The sequence below is a fragment of the Aquariibacter albus genome, from assembly GCF_014145335.1.
Taxonomy (GTDB): domain Bacteria; phylum Pseudomonadota; class Gammaproteobacteria; order Burkholderiales; family Burkholderiaceae_C; genus Aquariibacter; species Aquariibacter albus.
The window spans coordinates 1,589,606-1,606,812 of sequence record NZ_JACIVI010000001.1; the positions used below are offsets into that span (position 1 = coordinate 1,589,606).

General features: G+C 73.3%; 23 protein-coding genes. 19 read left to right on the forward strand and 4 right to left on the reverse strand.

Annotated elements, in window-relative coordinates; all coding sequences use genetic code 11:
- Positions 1 to 7 precede the first annotated feature (7 nt).
- Positions 8 to 295, reverse strand: a complete 288-nt coding sequence (locus H4F90_RS15540; RefSeq protein WP_182662831.1) for a Dabb family protein — start codon at positions 293 to 295, stop codon at positions 8 to 10.
- Positions 292 to 504: a hypothetical protein gene (locus H4F90_RS15545; protein ID WP_182662833.1), complete on the reverse strand. Its 213-nt coding sequence runs from the start codon at positions 502 to 504 to the stop codon at positions 292 to 294. The genes H4F90_RS15540 and H4F90_RS15545 overlap by 4 nt, the downstream gene beginning before the upstream one ends.
- Before the next feature lie 238 nt (positions 505 to 742).
- On the opposite strand from H4F90_RS15545, the gene H4F90_RS15550 reads away from it, so the two are divergent.
- From H4F90_RS15550 to H4F90_RS07365, 7 genes are all read left to right on the forward strand, one after another.
- A complete protein-coding gene (locus H4F90_RS15550) occupies positions 743 to 940 on the forward strand; it encodes a hypothetical protein (RefSeq protein WP_182662835.1) in 198 nt (65 codons plus the stop codon).
- A gap of 1 nt (position 941) precedes the next feature.
- Positions 942 to 1,805 (forward strand): hypothetical protein, encoded by an 864-nt coding sequence (locus H4F90_RS07340; RefSeq protein ID WP_182662836.1) that lies wholly within the window; start codon positions 942 to 944, stop codon positions 1,803 to 1,805.
- 62 nt (positions 1,806 to 1,867) lie between these two features.
- Positions 1,868 to 3,433 (forward strand): protein adenylyltransferase SelO, encoded by a 1,566-nt coding sequence (locus H4F90_RS07345; RefSeq protein WP_182662838.1) that lies wholly within the window; start codon positions 1,868 to 1,870, stop codon positions 3,431 to 3,433.
- A complete protein-coding gene (gene msrB / locus H4F90_RS07350) occupies positions 3,430 to 3,870 on the forward strand; it encodes a peptide-methionine (R)-S-oxide reductase MsrB (RefSeq protein ID WP_182662840.1) in 441 nt (146 codons plus the stop codon). The genes H4F90_RS07345 and msrB overlap by 4 nt, the downstream gene beginning before the upstream one ends.
- Positions 3,871 to 3,920: 50 nt before the next feature.
- Complete coding sequence (locus H4F90_RS07355; protein ID WP_182662842.1) at positions 3,921 to 4,556, forward strand: septation protein A; 636 nt, start codon at positions 3,921 to 3,923, stop codon at positions 4,554 to 4,556.
- A 14-nt stretch (positions 4,557 to 4,570) separates the two neighbouring features.
- The gene (locus tag H4F90_RS07360) at positions 4,571 to 4,846 is read left to right on the forward strand and encodes a BolA family protein (protein ID WP_328700847.1); all 276 of its coding nucleotides are present in this window, start codon (positions 4,571 to 4,573) and stop codon (positions 4,844 to 4,846) included.
- 118 nt (positions 4,847 to 4,964) lie between these two features.
- Positions 4,965 to 5,786 (forward strand): peptidylprolyl isomerase, encoded by an 822-nt coding sequence (locus tag H4F90_RS07365; protein ID WP_182662847.1) that lies wholly within the window; start codon positions 4,965 to 4,967, stop codon positions 5,784 to 5,786.
- A 64-nt stretch (positions 5,787 to 5,850) separates the two neighbouring features.
- Here the strand turns inward: H4F90_RS07365 and H4F90_RS07370 are convergent, their stop codons facing one another.
- Positions 5,851 to 6,609 (reverse strand): DUF1624 domain-containing protein, encoded by a 759-nt coding sequence (locus H4F90_RS07370; protein ID WP_182662849.1) that lies wholly within the window; start codon positions 6,607 to 6,609, stop codon positions 5,851 to 5,853.
- Between the two features lie 13 nt (positions 6,610 to 6,622).
- Positions 6,623 to 7,633 carry a zinc-dependent alcohol dehydrogenase family protein gene (locus H4F90_RS07375; protein ID WP_182662851.1) on the reverse strand — a complete coding sequence of 337 codons (1,011 nt, stop codon included), beginning with the start codon at positions 7,631 to 7,633 and terminating at the stop codon, positions 6,623 to 6,625.
- Between the two features lie 297 nt (positions 7,634 to 7,930).
- On the opposite strand from H4F90_RS07375, the gene H4F90_RS07380 reads away from it, so the two are divergent.
- The 12 genes from H4F90_RS07380 to H4F90_RS07435 all read left to right on the forward strand — a co-directional run bounded on the left by H4F90_RS07380 (position 7,931) and on the right by H4F90_RS07435 (position 16,956).
- Complete coding sequence (locus H4F90_RS07380) at positions 7,931 to 8,317, forward strand: DUF2946 family protein (protein WP_182662853.1); 387 nt, start codon at positions 7,931 to 7,933, stop codon at positions 8,315 to 8,317.
- 81 nt (positions 8,318 to 8,398) lie between these two features.
- Positions 8,399 to 8,692, forward strand: coding sequence for a hypothetical protein (locus tag H4F90_RS07385; RefSeq protein ID WP_182662855.1), 294 nt, complete (start codon positions 8,399 to 8,401; stop codon positions 8,690 to 8,692).
- 115 nt (positions 8,693 to 8,807) lie between these two features.
- Positions 8,808 to 9,404, forward strand: a complete 597-nt coding sequence (locus H4F90_RS07390; RefSeq protein WP_182662857.1) for a copper uptake system-associated protein — start codon at positions 8,808 to 8,810, stop codon at positions 9,402 to 9,404.
- A gap of 13 nt (positions 9,405 to 9,417) precedes the next feature.
- Positions 9,418 to 9,942, forward strand: coding sequence for a copper chaperone PCu(A)C (locus H4F90_RS07395; protein ID WP_182662860.1), 525 nt, complete (start codon positions 9,418 to 9,420; stop codon positions 9,940 to 9,942).
- Positions 9,943 to 9,959: 17 nt separating this feature from the next.
- Complete coding sequence (locus tag H4F90_RS07400) at positions 9,960 to 10,250, forward strand: hypothetical protein (RefSeq protein WP_182662862.1); 291 nt, start codon at positions 9,960 to 9,962, stop codon at positions 10,248 to 10,250.
- An 82-nt stretch (positions 10,251 to 10,332) separates the two neighbouring features.
- Positions 10,333 to 10,653: a DUF2946 family protein gene (locus H4F90_RS07405; RefSeq protein WP_182662864.1), complete on the forward strand. Its 321-nt coding sequence runs from the start codon at positions 10,333 to 10,335 to the stop codon at positions 10,651 to 10,653.
- Positions 10,654 to 10,795: 142 nt separating this feature from the next.
- The gene (locus H4F90_RS07410) at positions 10,796 to 12,445 is read left to right on the forward strand and encodes a cbb3-type cytochrome c oxidase subunit I (protein WP_182662866.1); all 1,650 of its coding nucleotides are present in this window, start codon (positions 10,796 to 10,798) and stop codon (positions 12,443 to 12,445) included.
- On the forward strand, positions 12,442 to 13,092 hold the full coding sequence (locus tag H4F90_RS07415) for a cbb3-type cytochrome c oxidase subunit II (RefSeq protein WP_182662868.1): 651 nt from the start codon (positions 12,442 to 12,444) through the stop codon (positions 13,090 to 13,092). Before H4F90_RS07410 ends, H4F90_RS07415 begins: the two co-directional genes overlap by 4 nt.
- Positions 13,089 to 13,694, forward strand: coding sequence for a c-type cytochrome (locus tag H4F90_RS07420; RefSeq protein WP_182662870.1), 606 nt, complete (start codon positions 13,089 to 13,091; stop codon positions 13,692 to 13,694). Before H4F90_RS07415 ends, H4F90_RS07420 begins: the two co-directional genes overlap by 4 nt.
- Entirely contained in the window at positions 13,691 to 14,323 is a 633-nt protein-coding gene (locus tag H4F90_RS15555) for an SCO family protein (protein ID WP_182662872.1), read from the forward strand. Before H4F90_RS07420 ends, H4F90_RS15555 begins: the two co-directional genes overlap by 4 nt.
- The gene (locus H4F90_RS07430; RefSeq protein ID WP_182662873.1) at positions 14,320 to 14,889 is read left to right on the forward strand and encodes a hypothetical protein; all 570 of its coding nucleotides are present in this window, start codon (positions 14,320 to 14,322) and stop codon (positions 14,887 to 14,889) included. Before H4F90_RS15555 ends, H4F90_RS07430 begins: the two co-directional genes overlap by 4 nt.
- A gap of 15 nt (positions 14,890 to 14,904) precedes the next feature.
- Positions 14,905 to 16,956, forward strand: a complete 2,052-nt coding sequence (locus tag H4F90_RS07435) for a TonB-dependent receptor (RefSeq protein WP_182662875.1) — start codon at positions 14,905 to 14,907, stop codon at positions 16,954 to 16,956.
- The last annotated feature ends 251 nt before the right edge of the window (positions 16,957 to 17,207 follow it).

The window sequence follows — 17,207 nt, forward strand, 5'->3', positions numbered from 1 at the left end:
CGGGGGATCAGGCCGGCACGCGGGCGTCGAGCACGTGGCGCTCGACGCGCAGGGGGCCGAGTTGCTGCAGCACCTTCTGGTGCTCGGGGTGCTGCTGGTAGGCGGCCAGGGCGGCCTCGTCGGCGAAGCGCGAGACGAGCACCACGTCGGCATTGGCCTCCAGACCCTCCTCGCGGATCGAGACTTCGAAGCGCAGGATGCCCGGCACGAGCTGGGCACAGGTGTCGAGGATGGCCTTGAAGCGCGGCGCGTCGGCCGGCTCCTTCAGGCGCCAAAGGACGATGTGATCGATCACGAACGGTCTCCAGGGGTCTTGGGGCCCGGGGCGGGCTGGGCGCGCACGCCGATCATCACGAAGCCCACGGCCGCCAGCACGGCGCCGGCGATCTTCAGGCCCAGGCTGGCCGTGGGCAGGCCCGCGTCCAGGTAGAAGCCCAGGATGACGAGCGTGATGCCCACGAAGATCAGGTGCCAGGTGAGCTTGTCGAGTCGGGCGGGGGACATGCGCTTGGGGGCCGCAGCCGGCAGGCCTGGGGCGGGTCAGGGGAAAGGTTGCGGCCTCGGCACGGGGGCCGCAACCACGGGGCGTCGAGTGTCGCCGAAGGGCGGGCCGCCGCCCCGGGCCGGCCCGCAAGCCGGCCCGCAAGCCGGGCCGACAAGCCGGGCAAGCCGGGCAAGCCCGGGATTGAAGCCCGCAGCCGGCCGCCCTTAGCCTGCGGCCGACCTTTTGGAGACCTTCCCCATGAGCCAGACCTTTCGATGCTCCCTCTGCGGTGCCGGCCCGCTGAAGCGCGAGGACATCGTCGACCACCTGCTGAAGGTGCACCCCGGCGCGGGCGAGAAGGCCGGCGCGCGGACCAGCGGCCCGACGAAGTCGCCCACGAAGACGCTGCCGGTGGAGTACTGGGTGGCTTCGGGCCCGGGGCTGCCGAAGGGCTGAGGTGATCGACCACGCACGGGGGCTGGTCTTCGTCCACATCCCCAAGTGCGGCGGGCTGTCAGTGGAGCGGGCGCTGGGCGGCCTGCCGCCGGACCAGCACGCGATGCAGCACTGGGGGGCGGAGCTGCTGGCCCGGCACTGCCCGCAGGCCTGGCGGGACTACCGCCGCTTTGCCATCGTGCGCCACCCGGTGGCGCGGGCCTGGAGCTTCGTGCGCTTCCTGCGCCGGCACGACCCGGTCTGGCGCCATCGCCTGCGGGACGAGGTGGCGGACGCCGATCTGCTGGGGGATCTGCTGCAGGGCCACAACCTGCTGACCCGCGCCACGCCGCACCGCATGCTGCCGGCGAGCGGGCCGGCCGCCGGGTGGCCGGTGGAGATCGTCCCGCTGGAGACGCTGGACCGCTGGTGGCCCGGCTTCGCCCGGGACCACGAGCTGCCGGCGCTGCCCCGGATCAACGCCGCGCCGGACCCGGCCCCGCCCGTGCCGGACTGGGTGCGGCTGGCGGTGGAGGCCGCCTTCCCGGAATGCTTCGACCGCTTCGGCTACCCCCGCTCGGGCCTGGATGCGGACGCCCTCGACCCGCAGGCCCGGGGCCGCGTGGCCTGGACCGCGCTGCATGCCTGGGCGCAGCGCCAGGACGATGACGCCACGCCCGGGCAGGTGATGCAGCGGCAGCGCTGGCTGGGGAACTGGGTGCTGGGCCTGCCGGATGCGCTGTGGCGCGAGCGCTGGGCCGAAGCGGTGGTGGCCCGGCCGCCGCCGATGGCCGAGGGCCGGGCGCTGCTGGCCTGGTCGGAAGACATCCACGAGGACCTGCGCCTGCGTCTGGGCCAGCGGCCCTGGCAGCCCTGGCGCCCCTGAGCCACCCGCCCCACCAAGACCGTGGGGACGGGGCGGAAGGGGCCAAGCCCGATACTTGGCCCATGGCCCTCTCGACCCTGCCCGAGCCCGCCGCGGCCGTCCCCCCGCCCCGCCCGCCCTGGCAGGCGGCGGCCTACGCCGGGCTGGGCCCGGCTTTCGCGGCGCCGGTGGCGCCCCACCCGGTCGGCCCGGCCCGCTGGCTGCTGCGCAATGCGCCGCTGGCGGCGGAACTGGGCCTGGACCTGCACGGCCCGGAGGCGCCCGGCCTGCTGGAGCTGCTGGCCGGCAATGCCTGGCGGCCGCAGACGCCGCCGCAGGCGACCGTCTACAGCGGCCACCAGTTCGGCGCCTGGGCCGGGCAGCTCGGCGATGGCCGCGCCCTGCTGCTCGGCGAGGTGGCCACGGCCGCCGGCCCGCAGGAGATCCAGCTCAAAGGCGCGGGGCCGACGCCCTATTCGCGCCGCGGCGACGGCCGCGCGGTGCTGCGCTCCTCGATCCGCGAATACCTGGCCAGCGAGGCCCTGCACGCCCTGGGCATCCCGACGACGCGCGCCCTGGCCCTGGTCGGCAGCGCGCTGCCCGTGCGGCGCGAAACGCTGGAGACGGCGGCCATCGTCACCCGGGTGGCGCCCAGCTTCCTGCGCTTCGGCCACTTCGAGCACTTCTGCCACCACGGCCACCATGCCGAGCTGGCCGAGCTGGCGGACTGGACGATCCGCCGCTTCTTCCCCGCCGCGCAGGAGGCCGGGCAGCCGGTGCTGGCCATGCTGGCGGAGGTCAGCCGCCGCACCGCCGAGCTGCTGGCCGACTGGCAGGCCGTGGGCTTCTGCCACGGGGTGATGAACAGCGACAACATGAGCCTGCTGGGCCTGACGCTGGACTACGGCCCCTACGGCTTTCTCGACCGCTTCGACCCCGGCCACATCTGCAACCACTCCGACCACCAGGGCCGCTACGCCTTCGCGCGCCAGCCGAGCATCGCCGGCTGGAACCTGCAGGCCCTGGCGACCGCGCTGCTGCCGCTGGTGGGCGGCGGCCCCTCGGCCCGCGAGGCCGAGCGCGAGGCGGCCGTCGAGGGCCTGCTCGACGCGATCGAGACCTACCGCCAGACCTTCCCCACCGCCCTGCTGCACCGCCTGCGCGCCAAGCTGGGCCTGCGGACGACGCAGCCCGAGGACGCCGCCCTGGCCGACGACTGGCTCGCCCTGCTCGCCGCCGAGCGCCTGGACCACACCCAGAGCTGGCGCCGCCTGGCCCGCCTGCGCAGCCAGCCCGGTGAGGGCACCGACCCGGCCGACCCCGCGGGCGAGCGCTGGCTGCGCGACCACGTGATCGACCGCCCGCGGGCCGACGCCTGGCTGGCCCGCTACCGCGCGCGGCTGCAGGCCGAGGGCAGCGTGGACGCCGAACGCGCCGCCCGCATGCGGGCCGTGAACCCCGCCATCGTGCTGCGCAACCACCTGGCCCAGGCCGCGATTGCCGAGGCCGAGCGCGGCGGGCTCGACGAATTGCAGCGCCTGGCGCAAGTTCTGACCCGTCCCTACGACGAACCCGCTGCCGCCCTGGCGCACTACGCCGAGCCGCCGCCCGCCGACCTCCCGCCCCTGGAAGTGAGCTGTTCCTCATGAGCGACGACACCCCCCCGCCCCCCGACGCCGTCCCGGCGCCCCTGCCCAAGGTCGTCAAGACCGATGCCGAATGGCGGGCCCAGCTCGACCGCCTGCAGTACGCGGTCACGCGCCAGGCCGGCACGGAACGCGCCTTCACCGGCGTCTACTGGGACCACTGGGAAGACGGCCAGTACCGCTGCATCGGCTGCGGCACCCCGCTGTTCGATGCCGCCACCAAGTTCGACGCCGGCTGCGGCTGGCCCAGCTACAGCCAGCCCCTGCAGGCCGAGGTGATCGAGGAGCGGGTGGACCGCAGCCACGGCATGGTGCGCACCGAGGTGCGCTGCCGGGTCTGCGACAGCCATCTGGGCCATGTCTTCGAGGACGGGCCGGCGCCCACCGGGCTGCGCTACTGCATCAACTCGGCCTCGCTAGACTTCACGCCCCGCGACTGAAACGGTCCGTCGCCCCCCGGGGCCGCCCCGGGGGCTCCACCCGACGCGCGATGAAACTCCTCCTCGACTTCCTGCCCATCGTCCTGTTCTTCGCGGTCTTCAAGGTCGCGGAGGGCCGCCCGGACGCGGCAGCCGCCTTCGCCACCGAGCATTTCGGGCCCTTCGTGTCCGGCGGGGTGGTGGCCGCCGCGCAAGCGCCGGTGCTGCTGGCCACGCTGGTGGTGATGCTGGCCACGCTGCTGCAGATCGTCGTGCTGCTGGCCCTGCGCCGGAAGGTCGACAAGATGCTCTGGATCAGCCTGGTGCTGGTCACGGTCTTCGGTGGCGCGACGGTCTGGTTCCAGAACGAGACCTTCATCAAGTGGAAGCCCAGCGTCCTCTACTGGGTGATGGGCCTGGTCTTCTGGCTGAGCCACGCCATCTGGCGCAGGAACCTGCTGCAGTCGGTGATGGGCGAGCAGATGCAGCTGCCGGCCCAGGTCTGGCGCAAGCTGAACCTGATGTGGATCGCCTTCTTCGCCTTCATGGGCCTGGCCAACCTCTACGTGGCCTACAGCTTCTCGACCGACGCCTGGGTGAACTTCAAGCTCTTCGGCAGCATGGGGCTGATGATCGCCTTCACGGTCGCGCAGGCGATCTACCTCGGCAAGCACATCAAGCAGGCCGAGACGCCGGAACAGCCGTGAGCCCAGCCTGCCCCGTGGACGCCCCCGACGCCGCCGCCGTCGAAGCCTGCCTGCGCGAGGGCCTGCCCGTGCAGGCCCTGGCCGTGCGCGACGACAGCCACCTCCATGCCGGCCATGCCGGCGCACGCGAGGGACGGCATTTCCATGTGCGGATCGTGAGTCCTGCCTTCCTCGGCCTGCCCCGGCTGGCCCGACATCGCCTTGTGTATGATCGTTTGAGCCGGTGGATGCCGCGTGGCATCCATGCGCTGGCCCTCGAAACCCTGACGCCTGACGAGGCGTCGCGGTAGGCCGGTCGACCCTGTCGGCGCCCTTGCACGACGGGGTCTCCGGCCCAGGCCTCGGAACTCCGGGGCTCCCCTGCCCTCCCTTCGTTCCTCCCCCCTTCGCCGCCGTGCGGCAGTCTCCATGAACACCTTCACCCTTCCGGCCCGCCTGGCGGCCCTGTCGAGCCTGTCCCTCGCCCTGCTGGCGCCGCTGGCCGCGGAGGCCCAGAACCTGACCCTCGTCAACGGCAAGCCGGTGCCCAAGGCCCGCGTCGAATCGCTGATGACCCAGGTGCTGCGCAACGGCCAGCAGCAGCGCACGCCCGAGCTGGAGCAGCAGGTCCGCGACGAGGCCGTGCTGCGCGAGATCCTGACCCAGGAAGCGGAGCGCCGCGGCCTGGTGCAGAGCCCGGTCTACAAGGAACAGATGGAACTGGCCCGCCAGAGCATCCTGATCCGCGAGCTGATCACCGACTTCCAGAAGAAGAGCCCGGTCAGCGACGCCGAGGTGCTGGCCGAGTACAACAAGGCCAAGGCCCAGGCGGGCGACAAGGAGTTCCGGGCCCGCCACATCCTGGTCGACAGCGAAGACGAGGCCAAGGCCCTGATCGCCAAGATCAAGGGCGGTGCCGCCTTCACCGAGGTCGCCAAGGCCAGCAGCAAGGACAGCGGCTCGGCGCCCCAGGGCGGCGACCTCGGCTGGGCCAGCCCCAGCAGCTTCGTGCCCGAATTCGGCAAGGCCATGGCCGCGCTGCAGAAGGGCCAGCTGACCGAGGCCCCGGTGCAGAGCTCCTTCGGCTGGCACGTGATCCTGCTCGAGGACACCCGCGAGGCGCAGCTGCCGCCGGTCGAGGAGGTCAAGGGCCAGATCGTCCAGCAGCTCACCCAGCAGAAGCTGGCCAAGTTCCGCGAGGACCTGCGCCTGAAGGCCAAGACCGACTACAAGTTCAGCGGCGCGCAGTAAGCACCTGCCGTCGGGACCCCGAGGGTTCCGGGCTGTCCCACAAGCGCCCCGCGGGGCGCTTTTTTCATGACCCGGAGCTTCCGCGCGTGAGCGCCAGCCCCGCCATCAGCCCGCCCATCAGCAGCGGCTGGTGCAGCAGGTAGACGCTCAGGCTCCAGCGGCCCAGGCGGGCCAGGGGCTGCAGCGCGGCGGGCAGGGGGCCGCCCAGCAGGCCGGGCCGGCCGCAGCGGGCCGCCCGGGCCAGCAGGCACTGGCCCAGCCACAGGCCCAGCAGCATGGGACCCAGCCAGGGCAGCAGGGGCACATGGTCTTCGGTGGCGGGCTTGCGCGCCATCAGGCCCAGCCAGTCGAGCGCGCGGCCGGCCAGGTCGGGACCGGTCCAGAGCAGCGGCAGCACCACGGCCAGCGCCGCCAGCGGCAGCAGGCCGTGGCCGAGCGGCGCAGCCCAGCGCGCCAGCGGCAGCATCAGGGCCATGCCGTGCAGCACGCCGAAGTGGATGTAGCGCGGGCCGAACATCAGCCAGGACCCGGCCGAGACCAGCAGCGCCGCCCCGGCGATCTGCAGCCAGCGCCGGGCGAAGCGGGCCGCCGGCTGGCCCTGGGCCCGCGCGGCGGCCTGGCCCAGGCCGGCGCAGAGCAGGAAGAGGCTGAGGATGGCGATGCGCTGCCCGGTCCAGACCGGGTCGCGGTAGAAGTCCGCCTCGATCAGGCGCAGGTGGGCCAGGTCGAAGGCGAAGTGGAAGGCGATCATCCACAGCAGCGCGAAACCGCGCAGCGCGTCGAGCCGCGGCAGGCGCATCGGAAGCCGGACCGGCGGGGGCATGGGCCGAGGACGCTCAGCCGATCTTCACCACCAGCTTGCCGAAATGGCTGGCGCCGATCTGGTGCTTGAGCGCGTCCCGGGCTTCGGCGAAGGGGAAGACGCGGTCGATCACCGGCTTGAGGCCGCGCTGGGTGATCAGGCGGTTCATGGCCTCGAACATGGTCCGCGAACCGACGAAGACGCCGCGCACGGTGACCGTCTTGAACAGGATGGGCAGCGGCTCCAGGGTGCCGCCGGTCAGCACGCCGATCAGGTGGACCTGGCCGCCATGGCGGGCCGCGCTGATCGAGCGCTGCAAGGTGCCGGGGCCGCCGACTTCCACCACATGGTCGACACCGCGGCCGCCGGTGGCCGCCAGCACGGCCTGGTCCCAGTCGGGCTGCTTCGCGTAGTTGATGAGGTGGTCGGCGCCCAGCGCGCGGCCACGCTCGAGCTTGGCATCGCTCGACGAGGTGAGGATGACTTCGGCGCCCGCGGCCTTGGCGAACTGCAGCGCGAACATCGACACGCCGCCGGTGCCGAGCACCAGCACGGTGTCGCCGGGCTTGAGCGGCACCGGGCCTTCGAACAGCGCATTCCAGGCGGTCAGCGCGGCGCAGGGCAGGGTGGCCGCTTCCTCGTCGCTGAGGTGGGCAGGCGTGGCCACCAGGGCCTCGGCCGGGAAGAGGCGCTGCTCGGTGAAGACGCCGGGCGCGGTGCCGCCGAGCGAGTGCTCGAAGTGGGCCGGCACCATCGGGCCGCCCAGCCAGGTTTCGAAGAAGGTGCCGGTCACGCGGTCACCGACCTGCCAGCGGCTGACGCCGGGGCCGACGGCCTCGACCGTGCCGGCGCCGTCCGAACCCGGGATCAGGCCCTTGGAGACCATGCCCGGGTAGCGGCCGGTGACGATCAGCAGATCGCGGTAATTGAGGCTGGCCGCCCCCATCCGCACCCGCACCTGGCCGGGGCCGGGCTCGGGGGTGGGCGCCTCGTGCAGGCTCAGGCTGTCGAGGTCGTTGGTGGCGGTGTAGGCGTGGTAGCGCATGGCGGCGGGGCAGGATGACGATCGGCAGGACCGCAGGCGATCGCAGGAGGCGACCGCAGGCAGGACGAGGCTGCGCAGCATAGGGCGAAGCCGGCCCACGCGCAGGCCCGGGTCCTCACGGCCCCGGGCCGGGCGACGCTCCAGACTGAAGCGCGCCGAAACCGGTGGCCTGTCCGGTTTTTCGGACACCCCCTCCCTGGCGCCGGCGGCAGCAAGCCCAGGCCCGGCCGGCGGCGGGGCAGGCTCAAAGGCTGAGTGCGGCGGCCGCGTTCCACGGGCTGGCTACACTTTCTCCTCATGGTTCACCCCAAGTCGCCCCGGCCCCGCGCCGCCAGCCTGCTGCTGGCGCTGCTGCTGTTGGCGAGCCTGGCGCCCGCGATCTCGCGGGCGATGCAGGCCTGGGACGGGGTGCCGCTGTGGGCGCAGTCCTCCGTGTGCCGCAGCCCCCAGGCACCGTCCGAAGCGCCCGGCCATCCGCTGGCCGGCCATGGCGAGGCCTGTGCGCTCTGCCATCTGCAGCGTGACCTGCCGGCCCTGCCGCCGGCCGAGGCCGGCCCCAGCCTGCCCGCCCTGGCCCTGCCGGCCCATGCGCCGGCATCCTGGCTCGAGGGCGCCAGCCCGCGCGGCCCGCCGCACTGGCAGCAGCCGCCGGCCCACGCCCCCCCCACGACTCCCCTGGCCTGACGCAAGCGTCCTGCCCGGCCTTTGGCCGCGGCGGGTCCGTCGACCACCGGTCGGTCCGAGCGGCCGCCCCCGGGAGTTCCCATGCATGACTTCTCCTCGCCGGCCGCTGCCGGCGCATCCTCCGGCGCGGCCCCGGGCACGCCATCCTGGCAAACCGTCGGCCTGCGCGCCCGCGCCACGGCGGACCTGCTGCAGCCCCTGATGCGCCGCCTGGCCTGGGCCCACCACGGCCTGTGCCTGGCCCTGCTGGTCCAGCTGGTCGCCGCCAGCCTGGCCCATGTCAGCCGGCCGCCGACCACGGCCTGGCCGGTGGAAGCCCCCGGCCTGCGCCAGGCCGAGCTGGGCCCAGGCACCCCGCCGCACCGGGCGGGCTGAGCCCGCGGCACCGGCCCGATCGGTGACGGCAGCGCCCGAAGGGGCGCGGCCGCTGCCGGACCCGGGGGCGCAGATCGCGTCCCCATGCCTCTCCCCCCCCCCCCCGAAGCTGCCCATGCACGCTCGCATCCCTTCGTCCGTCCGCCACGCCTTGCTGGGAGGCGGCAGCGCGCTGGCCCTGTGGCTCGGCGCCGCCCTGCCCCTCCGGGCCGAGACCCCAAGCCCGGCCGCGCTGACCCAGGTGCTTCGCGCCAGCTTCGAGCAGCCGGACCGCCCGATGCAGCTCGACCCGGTGCTGGCGGCCGGCCGCTGGGGCCTGGTCGGCTGGCGCCAGGACGGCCGGGGCGGCCGGGCCCTGCTGCGGCGCGATCCCGCGGGCTGGACCCTCGTGGCCTGCGCCGGCCGCGCCCTGCGCGATCCGGCCGTGCTGCAGGCCGCCGGCATGGACGCTGCCGAGGCGCGGGCCCTGGCCCGGCGGATGACGACCGCCGAACGCCAGCTCTCGCCCCGGCTGAGCGCCGAGCTCGACCGCTTCCCGACCCTGGTGCAGGGCGCCGCGCTGGCCGCGCATCACGCGGGCGCGGTCGCCAGCCCGGCATCGGCTGAGGGCCATGCGGCCGATCCGCATGCAGCCCCGCCGCACCCGCATCCCCCACAGCCGCAGCAGCACGGTCATCCTGGACCGCAGGGCCCTGCGGCTTCCCACCCCTGAACGGAATCGCACCATGTCCCATCGTTTCGCCCTCGGGCGCCGCCGGCTGCTGAGCACGGGGCTGCTGCTGCCCCTGCTGGGCAACCTGCCGCCGGCCGTGCAGGCCCACGACGCCCGCGTCGGCAGCCTGCGCCTGGCCCATCCCTACGCCCGACCGACCCCGGGCGGGCTGCGCACCGGCGCCGTCTACCTGAAGGCCATCCACAACAACGGCGAGCAGGACGACGAGCTGCTCGGCGGCAGCACGCCGCGCGCCGAGTCGGTCGAGATCCACGCAATGCGCCTGAACCAGGACCGCATGCAGATGCGCCAGGTGGAGCGCCTGGTGGTGCCCGCCCAGGGCAGCGTGCGCCTGCGCGACGGCGAAGCCGGCCACCACCTGATGCTGATCGGCCTGAAGCAGCCGCTGCGGGCCGGCGAACGCTTCCCGCTGACCCTGCGCTTTGCCCGGGCGGGCAGCGTGCAGGTCGAGGTCTGGGTGGAGGCGGCCGAGGGCGCCGCCCCGGCCGATCCGCATGCCGGGCACGCAGGGCACTGAGGCCGATGGCCAAGCCCGTGAAACCCCGCCACGCCGGCTGGGGCTGGCTGCTGCTGGCCGTGGCCAACCTCGGCGCCGCCCTCTTCATCGGCCTGATGGCCTGGACCCTGGGCCAGGCGGCGGCGCCCTTCGAGGCCGTGCCGGCCCGGCCGCGCCTGGCCGCTGCGGCCTCCGGGGCGCGGGCCGCGCCACCGCCGGCCGCAGACGTCGCCGCGGCGACGCGCGCGCCGATGGGCGGCGAGGCCTCGCCCGACTGGGCCCGGCCGGCGGAGCTGTCGCCGCATCACTTCGGCGTACCGGGCCGCTGAAACCATGAATCCCCGGGCCGCCCTTTCGCCTGTGCGAGGCCGCGCGTACCGCGTTCGGCGCGGGCTGGCGCTCGCCCTGGCGATGCTGCTGCTGTGGGCGGCGGCGATTGCCCCGCTGGTCTCGCGCCTGCTGGCGCCGCCGCAGCGCGCGGCCGGCACGCCATGGGCGGAGGTCTGCCACAGCCCGGCGGCGGGCGAGGCCCGCCCCGCGGACCGGGCCGGACCCGAGGGCGAGGCCTGCGGCTACTGCAAGCTCTTTCACCGCCTGCCGCTGCTGCGGGCCGACATGCCGGTGCCGATCGCGGCCCCGGCGGCGCACGCGATGCCCTGGCAGGCGCCGGTGCCGGACCGGGCGCTGCGGCGCCTGTGGCATCCGCCGGGACGCGGTCCGCCGGTCGCCTGAGCCTTCTCTCGCCCAGGCTCGCGGGATGAGCCTGGGCTCCCCCGCCGCCCTGCCCGGCCGGACGACTGCGTCCGGCCCCGCCCCGCTTTTGTCCCTGCCTTCCCATGCCCTTGCTGAACCCACCCGCCCGGAGGACCCCCTGATGGATCAGGCCGTCGTCCTCCTGCTGCTGACCTTCCTGGTCTCCCTGTCCGCGCTGATGATCTTCGTCTGGTCGATGTCGCGCGGTTTCTTCGGCTCCGGTGAAACCGGCGCCGGCACGATCTTCGCGCCCGGTGAGCGCGGCCACGTCGAGGATCCGGCCCTCGATGCCCTGGGCCGGCGCCGCCTGCAGGATGCGATGGGCGCGGCGCCCGCCGCGGCCGATGCCGAGGAGCTGGCCACACGCCTCGATGCCGACCGCTCCAGCGCCACCCCGGCCCTGGTCTGCCTGACGCTGGCCATGGTCTGGCTGGTCTGGGGCTCGGTCTTCGGCCTGCTGGCTTCGCTGAAGCTGCATCTGCCGGACTGGCTGGTCTCGCAGGCCTGGCTGACCTTCGGCCGCATCCGGCCGGCGCACCTGAACATCGTCGGCTACGGCTGGTGTTCCTTCGCCGGCGTCGGCATCGCGCTGTGGCTGATCCCGCGGCTGCTGAAGACGCGGCTGGTCGGGGCGCGCTACGCGCTGTGGGGCGCAGGCCTCTGGCATGCCGGCGTCACGCTGGGCGTGGCGGCCCTGCTGGCCGGTTGGTCCGACGGCATGGAGTGGCTGGAATTCCCCTGGCCGGTCGACATCCTGCTCTTCCTCGGCGGCGGCCTGATGGGCGTGCCGCTGGCGCTGACGCTGCTGCAGCGCAAGGTGCATCACCTGTATGTCTCGGTCTGGTACCTGGCCGCCGGGCTGCTGTGGTTCCCCGTGCTGTTCGCGGTGGCCAACATCCCCGGCCTGCATGTGGGCGTGCAGCAGGCGACGATGAACTGGTGGTACGGCCACAACGCGCTGGGCCTGTGGTTCACGCCGCTGGGCCTGGCCGCGGCCTATTACTTCATCCCCAAGGTGGTGGGCAAGCCGATCCACTCCTACAACCTCTCGCTGATCGGCTTCTGGGGCCTGGCCTTCTTCTACAGCCAGGTCGGCGGCCATCACCTGATCGGCGGGCCGGTGCCGAGCTGGTTCGTCACGATGAGCATCGTGCAGAGCATGATGATGGTGATCCCGGTGCTCGCGGTGGCGGTCAACCAGCACATGACGGTCTGGGGCAACTTCCAGGCCCTGCGCCATTCGCCCACGCTGCGCTTCATCGTGCTGGGCACCATGCTCTACACCCTGGCCTCGGTGCAGGGCTCGCTGGAGAGCCTGCGCAGCGTGAATGCGGTGACGCACTTCACGCACTACACGGTCGCGCATGCGCACATCGGGCTCTACGGCTTCTTCAGCTTCGTGATGTTCGGCGCGATCTATTTCGTGATGCCGCGCATCACCGGCTGGGAGTGGCCCTTCCCGCGCCTGATCGAGCTGCATTTCTGGCTGGTCACGATCGGCTTCGGCATCTATGCGGTCTGGCTTTCCATCGGCGGCTGGCTGCAGGGCGTGGCCATGCTCGATGCGGCCCGGCCCTTCATGGACTCGGTGGCCGTGACCCTGCCCTACCTGAAGGCCCGCAGCCTGGGCGGCGGCCTGATGACGCTGGGCCATCTCGTCTTCGCCGGGCACTTCGCCGCGATGGTGCTGCGCTTCGGCCCGCGCCGGATCGGCGCGGCGGCCCTGGCCGATCTGCGCTGGACCGGCAAGCTGCAAGGAGTGAAGGCATGAAAGGCTCACTGACCGAGCTTCGGCTCGCTGCCGGCGCCATGGCCATCCTGGCCGGCGCCACCTCGCTGATGGTCATCGTGCCCTGGCTGCTGACCGACAAGGCCCACCCGGTGGGCACCGGCCTCAAGCCCTACACGCTGCAGGAGCTGCGCGGCCGCCAGCAATACATCGCCAACGGCTGCGTCTACTGCCATTCGCAGCAGCCGCGCGATCCGGGCCTCGGCCCGGACGTGGCGCGCGGCTGGGGCCGGCCTTCGGTGGCGCTGGACTACTACTACGACAGCCCGCACCTGCTCGGCACCATGCGCACCGGCCCGGACCTGATGAACATCGGCGCCCGCCAGCCCAGCCGCGACTGGCAGCTCGGCCACCTCTACCAGCCACGCGCCTACGTGGACGGCTCGATCATGCCGGCCTACCCCTTCCTCTTCCGCCTGAAGCGGCCCGAGGAAGTGGCGCCGGACGATGTGGTGCTGAACCTGCCGCCGGCCTTCGCGCCCGGCGCGTCCAAGGTGGTGGCCACGCCCGAGGCGCTGGACCTGGTGGCCTACCTGCTGGCCCTGGACCGGACCTATCCGGTGGTGCCGCGGCCCGCTCCGGCGGCTTCGGCCGCCGAATCGCAAGCTGCCGCAGGAGGTGCCCGATGAAATGGCCCTTCCGCGCCAGCTCGGCCCACACCCGCGAGCAGGTCGACCCCGACGAGGCCGACCGGCCGCTGCCCTGGTTCCTGCCGATGTTCATCGGCGCCATGGTGATGTGGGGGGCCTACTACATCGTCGAGACCCCCTCGGGCGGCGACAGCCTGCTCGGTGACCAGCGCAGCCTCGAGGCCCTGATGCCCAAGGCCGAGGACCCGTCCGGCGCCGCCAAGGTGGATGGCGCCGGACTGTTCGGTGCCAAGTGCGCCGCTTGCCATCAGGCCAGCGGGGCCGGCGTGCCGGGGGTGTTTCCGCCCCTGGTGAATTCCGAATGGGTGATCGGCGACCCCAAGGTGCTCGCCCGCATCCTGCTGCACGGCATCAGCGGCGAGCTGAGCGTGCTGGGCACTGTCTACAAGGGCGCGATGCCCAGCTTCAAGAGCCTGAGCGACGCCGAGCTGGCCGCGCTGATGAGCCATCTGCGCAGCCAGTGGGGCAACAGCGCCGGGCCGGTCCAGCCCGAGCGGGTGAAGGCCGAGCGCGAAGCCACGGCCGAGCGCAGCGCGCCCTATGAGGGCGAGGCCGGCCTGAAGGCGGAGCTGGGCCTGTGAACCGGCGCGGGCTCTGCGCAACCGCGCTGACGCTCGGCGCCTGCGGCGGCAGCCTGTGGGCGGCCACCGAGGGCCTGCGCGTCTTCACCGCCGAGGGCGCGCGGGCTTGGGCGGTCGCGCAGCGGCCGCCTGCGCTGCCGCGCCTGGCGCTGCGCGACCACGCGGGCTCCGACTTCGAGCTGGTGCAGACCGTGCAGGCCAGCGGCTCGGCCTGGATCCTGGCCTTCCTCTACACCCGCTGCCGCAGCCTGTGCAGCGTACTGAGCACGCAGTTGCGCGGCATGCAGCGCAGCCTGCAGGCCAGCGGCTGGGCCGGGCCGGTGCAGCTGCTGCTCATCAGCTTCGACCCGCTGGAAGACCGGCCGCCCGTGCTGGCCCGGCATGCCCGGCGCTTCGGCTTCAGCGGCCCCGGCTGGCGCCTGGCCGTGCCCGAGAACGCGGCGGCGCTGCAGCCCCTGCTGCGCACCGTCGGCCTGCAGCTGCTGCCGCTGCCGGGCGGCGAGTTCGAGCACAACGCCGCCTTCCACCTGGTCGACGCCCAGGCCAGGCTGCGCGCCATCCTGCCGCTCAACCGCGCCGACAAAGCCCTGCTCCAGGCCAGCCGCCTGGCGCGGCCCGCTGCGGCATGAAGCGCCTGGCCTGTCCGGCGGCCGGCCTGGCCCTGCTGGGCCTGCTGCTGCATCCGCTGATGCGCGAGCTGCTCAGCGCGCGCATGAGCCTGCACCTGGGCCTGCAGCTGCCGGCCCTGCTGGCGGCCGGCCTGCTGATCGCCTGGCCCGCCCGCCATGGCCTGGCCCGCGCGCTCGCGCCCTGGAACCCCCAGGGCCTGAACAGCGCGCTGCTGCTGCTGACCCTGGCCAGCCTGGCCATGCTGCCGCGGGTGATCGACGCGGTGCTGGCCGAGCCGGCCCTGGAGGCCGCCAAGCTGGTCGCGCTGCCCCTGGGTGGCGTGCTGCTGGCCGTGCACCGCGTGGCGGCCGGCACGGTCATGCAGGCCTTCCTGATCGGCAACGTGGCCTGGATGCTGGCCGTCGGCGGCCTGCTGATGCTCGACGCCGAGCTGCGCTACTGCAATGCCTACCTGATCGACGACCAGCAGCACACCGGCCTGCTGATGCTGCTGGCCGCCGGACTCCTGCCCCTGGGCCTGTGGCCCCGGCGCGCCGCCGCCCCACCCTGCCCCGCACAAGCCTGAACCACGAGACACACGATGACCACCCTGCCCCACCCCCATCCCCTGGCCGCCGCCCTGCTGCTGGCCTTCGCCAGCCTGCCGCTGCAGGCCCAGAACGGGGCCGCCGCCGAGGCCGATGCCAGCTTCGACATCGGCCGCGTCACCATCCACGCCGGCAGCCGCGGCCCGCTGGGCACGCGGCGCCTGCTGACCTCGGTCGACGTGCTCAATGAAGAGCGCCTGGCCGAGCGCAATGCCTTCTCCAACTTCGAGCTCTTCGACCAGCTGCCGGGCGTGATGCTGACCGGCTTCAACCAGGGCACGACGAATGGCAAGGTCTCCTTCCGCGGCTTCAATGGCGAGGGCGAGGTCAATGCCGTCAAGCTGCTGATCGACGGCATCCCGGCCAACAGCAACAACGGCAACATGCCCTACCTGGACATGGTCTTCCCGCTGGAGCTGCAGGCCGTGGAGGTGGTGCGCGGCACCAACGACGCGCGCTACGGCCTGCACAACATCGCCGGCACGGTCAACCTGGTGCCGCGCCGCGGCGGCAACGAAACCCTCGCCCGCGCCGCCGTCGGCAGCTTCAACAGCGTGGACCTGCAGCTGGCCAAGGGCATCGAGACCGAGCGCTGGACGCAGAACTACTTCATCGGCCACAAGCGCACGGACGGCTGGCGCGAGCACTCCGAGGCCGACAAGACCGCGCTCTCGGGCCAGTGGTTCTACAAGGGCGGGCGCTGGACGGCCGGCCTGGTGCTGCGCGCCTACGAGAGCACGGCCCAGGAACCGGGCTACCTGACCGAAGCCCAGGTACGTGCCGACCGCAAGCAGACGAACGCCTACAACGCCACCGACGGCGGGGATCGCCGCATGAGCCAGGCCGCGATCCATGGGGACGCCCAGGCCGGCGAGCGGCTCGATGTCTCCTTCCGGCTCTACCGCAACCGCTTCGAGGACCAGCGCTGGGTGCGCTTCTCGGCGGCCGGTGCGCAGCAGGAGCGGCGGGCCGATGAAACCCACACCGGCGCCCGCGCCACGGCCGTCTGGCGGCCGACCGTGCCGGGCCTGCAGGCCTTCGCGCTGGAAGGCGGGGTGGACACCGAACGCCAGGACAACCTCAACCAGCGCTTCCGCACCGTGGACCGCGTGCGCCAGGCCCAGACCCGCGACCTGGACTACGCGCTGAACGTGCACGGCGCCTTCGTGCAGGCCGTGCTGCAGCCCACCGCGGCCTTCAAGCTGGTGCCGGCCCTGCGCTTCGACCGCCTGAGCGGCGAGCTGCGCAACCCCCTGGCCGCCGTGGCGGCCGACCGCATCGGCGAGATCAACGACTACGGCACGATCCGTCAGCCCAAGATCAGCGCGGTGTGGACGCCCAGCGAAGCCACCACCCTCTACGCCAACTGGGGTCGCACCTGGCAGGTCGGCACCGAGGCCGCGACTTTCAAGACCGGCGCCCGCGTGCGCGACCTGGCCCCCTCGATCAACGACGGCGCCGAGCTGGGCCTGAAGTTCAAGCCCGGCTTCGACCTGGACGGCCGCCTCGCCGTCTGGCAGCAGAAGGCCAGCAACGAGGTGCTGCGCCGCCTGGGCGACCCGAGCGGCGATTCCGACAACATTGGCGGCACCCGCCGCCGTGGCCTGGACCTGCAACTGGCCTGGCGCCCCGCCGGCCCGCTGCAGGCCTGGATGGCCGCCGCCTTCCAGCGCGCGCGCATCACCGAAGGCGCCGGCCCCGCCGACCCCACCCGCGGCAAGGAGCTGGACCATGTGCCGCGCCAGATCGTCTCCGCCGGCCTGGACTGGCTGCCCGGCGAGGGCTGGGCGCTCAAGGCCTGGGCCCAGCACCAGGGCGACTACGAGCTGACCCGCAACAATGACGCCGGCCGCTTCGGCGGCTTCACCCTGCTCAACCTCGGCCTCAGCAAGGCCCTGAATGCCAACCTGAAGCTGGAAGCTCAGGTGCTGAACCTGATGAATCGCGAATACGCCTACGCCTACTTCGACACCACGGCCAATGCCCCGCTGCTCTCGCCGGGCGCGCCGCGCAGCGTCTGGCTGGCGATCAGCGCGCGCTACTGAGCCCCGGCCCGGAGAGTCGGCGTGAGGCGTCTTGTCATCCTGGCCCTGGGGCCTTGGGCGCCTGGGCTGACGATGCCCTTGGCGAGGCTTGGGTCGGGGTGGAGCGGCGCGGGGTCGGGGGGGAGCGGCACGAGGCCGCGGTGGAGCGGCGCGGGGTCGGGCTTGAGCGGCGCGGGGCCGCGCCGGCGCGCAAGGGCTTCGTGTCCCCCGGGCCGCTGCGCGGCCCTCCTCCTTGACCTGCGCCCTTGCGC

Bases quoted from the DNA above. Each gene is read 5' to 3' on its own strand.
- H4F90_RS07380 (WP_182662853.1), top strand. From the start codon at position 7,931: ATGGTTCACCCCAAGTCGCCCCGGCCCCGCGCCGCCAGCCTGCTGCTG.
- H4F90_RS07395 (WP_182662860.1), top strand. From the start codon at position 9,418: ATGTCCCATCGTTTCGCCCTCGGGCGCCGCCGGCTGCTGAGCACGGGG.
- H4F90_RS07435 (WP_182662875.1), top strand. From the start codon at position 14,905: ATGACCACCCTGCCCCACCCCCATCCCCTGGCCGCCGCCCTGCTGCTG.
- H4F90_RS07375 (WP_182662851.1), bottom strand. From the start codon at position 7,633: ATGCGCTACCACGCCTACACCGCCACCAACGACCTCGACAGCCTGAGC.
- msrB (WP_182662840.1), top strand. From the start codon at position 3,430: ATGAGCGACGACACCCCCCCGCCCCCCGACGCCGTCCCGGCGCCCCTG.
- H4F90_RS07405 (WP_182662864.1), top strand. From the start codon at position 10,333: ATGCTGCTGCTGTGGGCGGCGGCGATTGCCCCGCTGGTCTCGCGCCTG.
- H4F90_RS07370 (WP_182662849.1), bottom strand. From the start codon at position 6,609: ATGCCCCCGCCGGTCCGGCTTCCGATGCGCCTGCCGCGGCTCGACGCG.
- H4F90_RS07385 (WP_182662855.1), top strand. From the start codon at position 8,399: ATGCATGACTTCTCCTCGCCGGCCGCTGCCGGCGCATCCTCCGGCGCG.
- H4F90_RS07345 (WP_182662838.1), top strand. From the start codon at position 1,868: ATGGCCCTCTCGACCCTGCCCGAGCCCGCCGCGGCCGTCCCCCCGCCC.
- H4F90_RS07410 (WP_182662866.1), top strand. From the start codon at position 10,796: ATGGATCAGGCCGTCGTCCTCCTGCTGCTGACCTTCCTGGTCTCCCTG.
- H4F90_RS07430 (WP_182662873.1), top strand. From the start codon at position 14,320: ATGAAGCGCCTGGCCTGTCCGGCGGCCGGCCTGGCCCTGCTGGGCCTG.
- H4F90_RS07355 (WP_182662842.1), top strand. From the start codon at position 3,921: ATGAAACTCCTCCTCGACTTCCTGCCCATCGTCCTGTTCTTCGCGGTC.
- H4F90_RS15545 (WP_182662833.1), bottom strand. From the start codon at position 504: ATGTCCCCCGCCCGACTCGACAAGCTCACCTGGCACCTGATCTTCGTG.
- H4F90_RS15550 (WP_182662835.1), top strand. From the start codon at position 743: ATGAGCCAGACCTTTCGATGCTCCCTCTGCGGTGCCGGCCCGCTGAAG.
- H4F90_RS07415 (WP_182662868.1), top strand. From the start codon at position 12,442: ATGAAAGGCTCACTGACCGAGCTTCGGCTCGCTGCCGGCGCCATGGCC.
- H4F90_RS07390 (WP_182662857.1), top strand. From the start codon at position 8,808: ATGCACGCTCGCATCCCTTCGTCCGTCCGCCACGCCTTGCTGGGAGGC.
- H4F90_RS07420 (WP_182662870.1), top strand. From the start codon at position 13,089: ATGAAATGGCCCTTCCGCGCCAGCTCGGCCCACACCCGCGAGCAGGTC.
- H4F90_RS07365 (WP_182662847.1), top strand. From the start codon at position 4,965: ATGAACACCTTCACCCTTCCGGCCCGCCTGGCGGCCCTGTCGAGCCTG.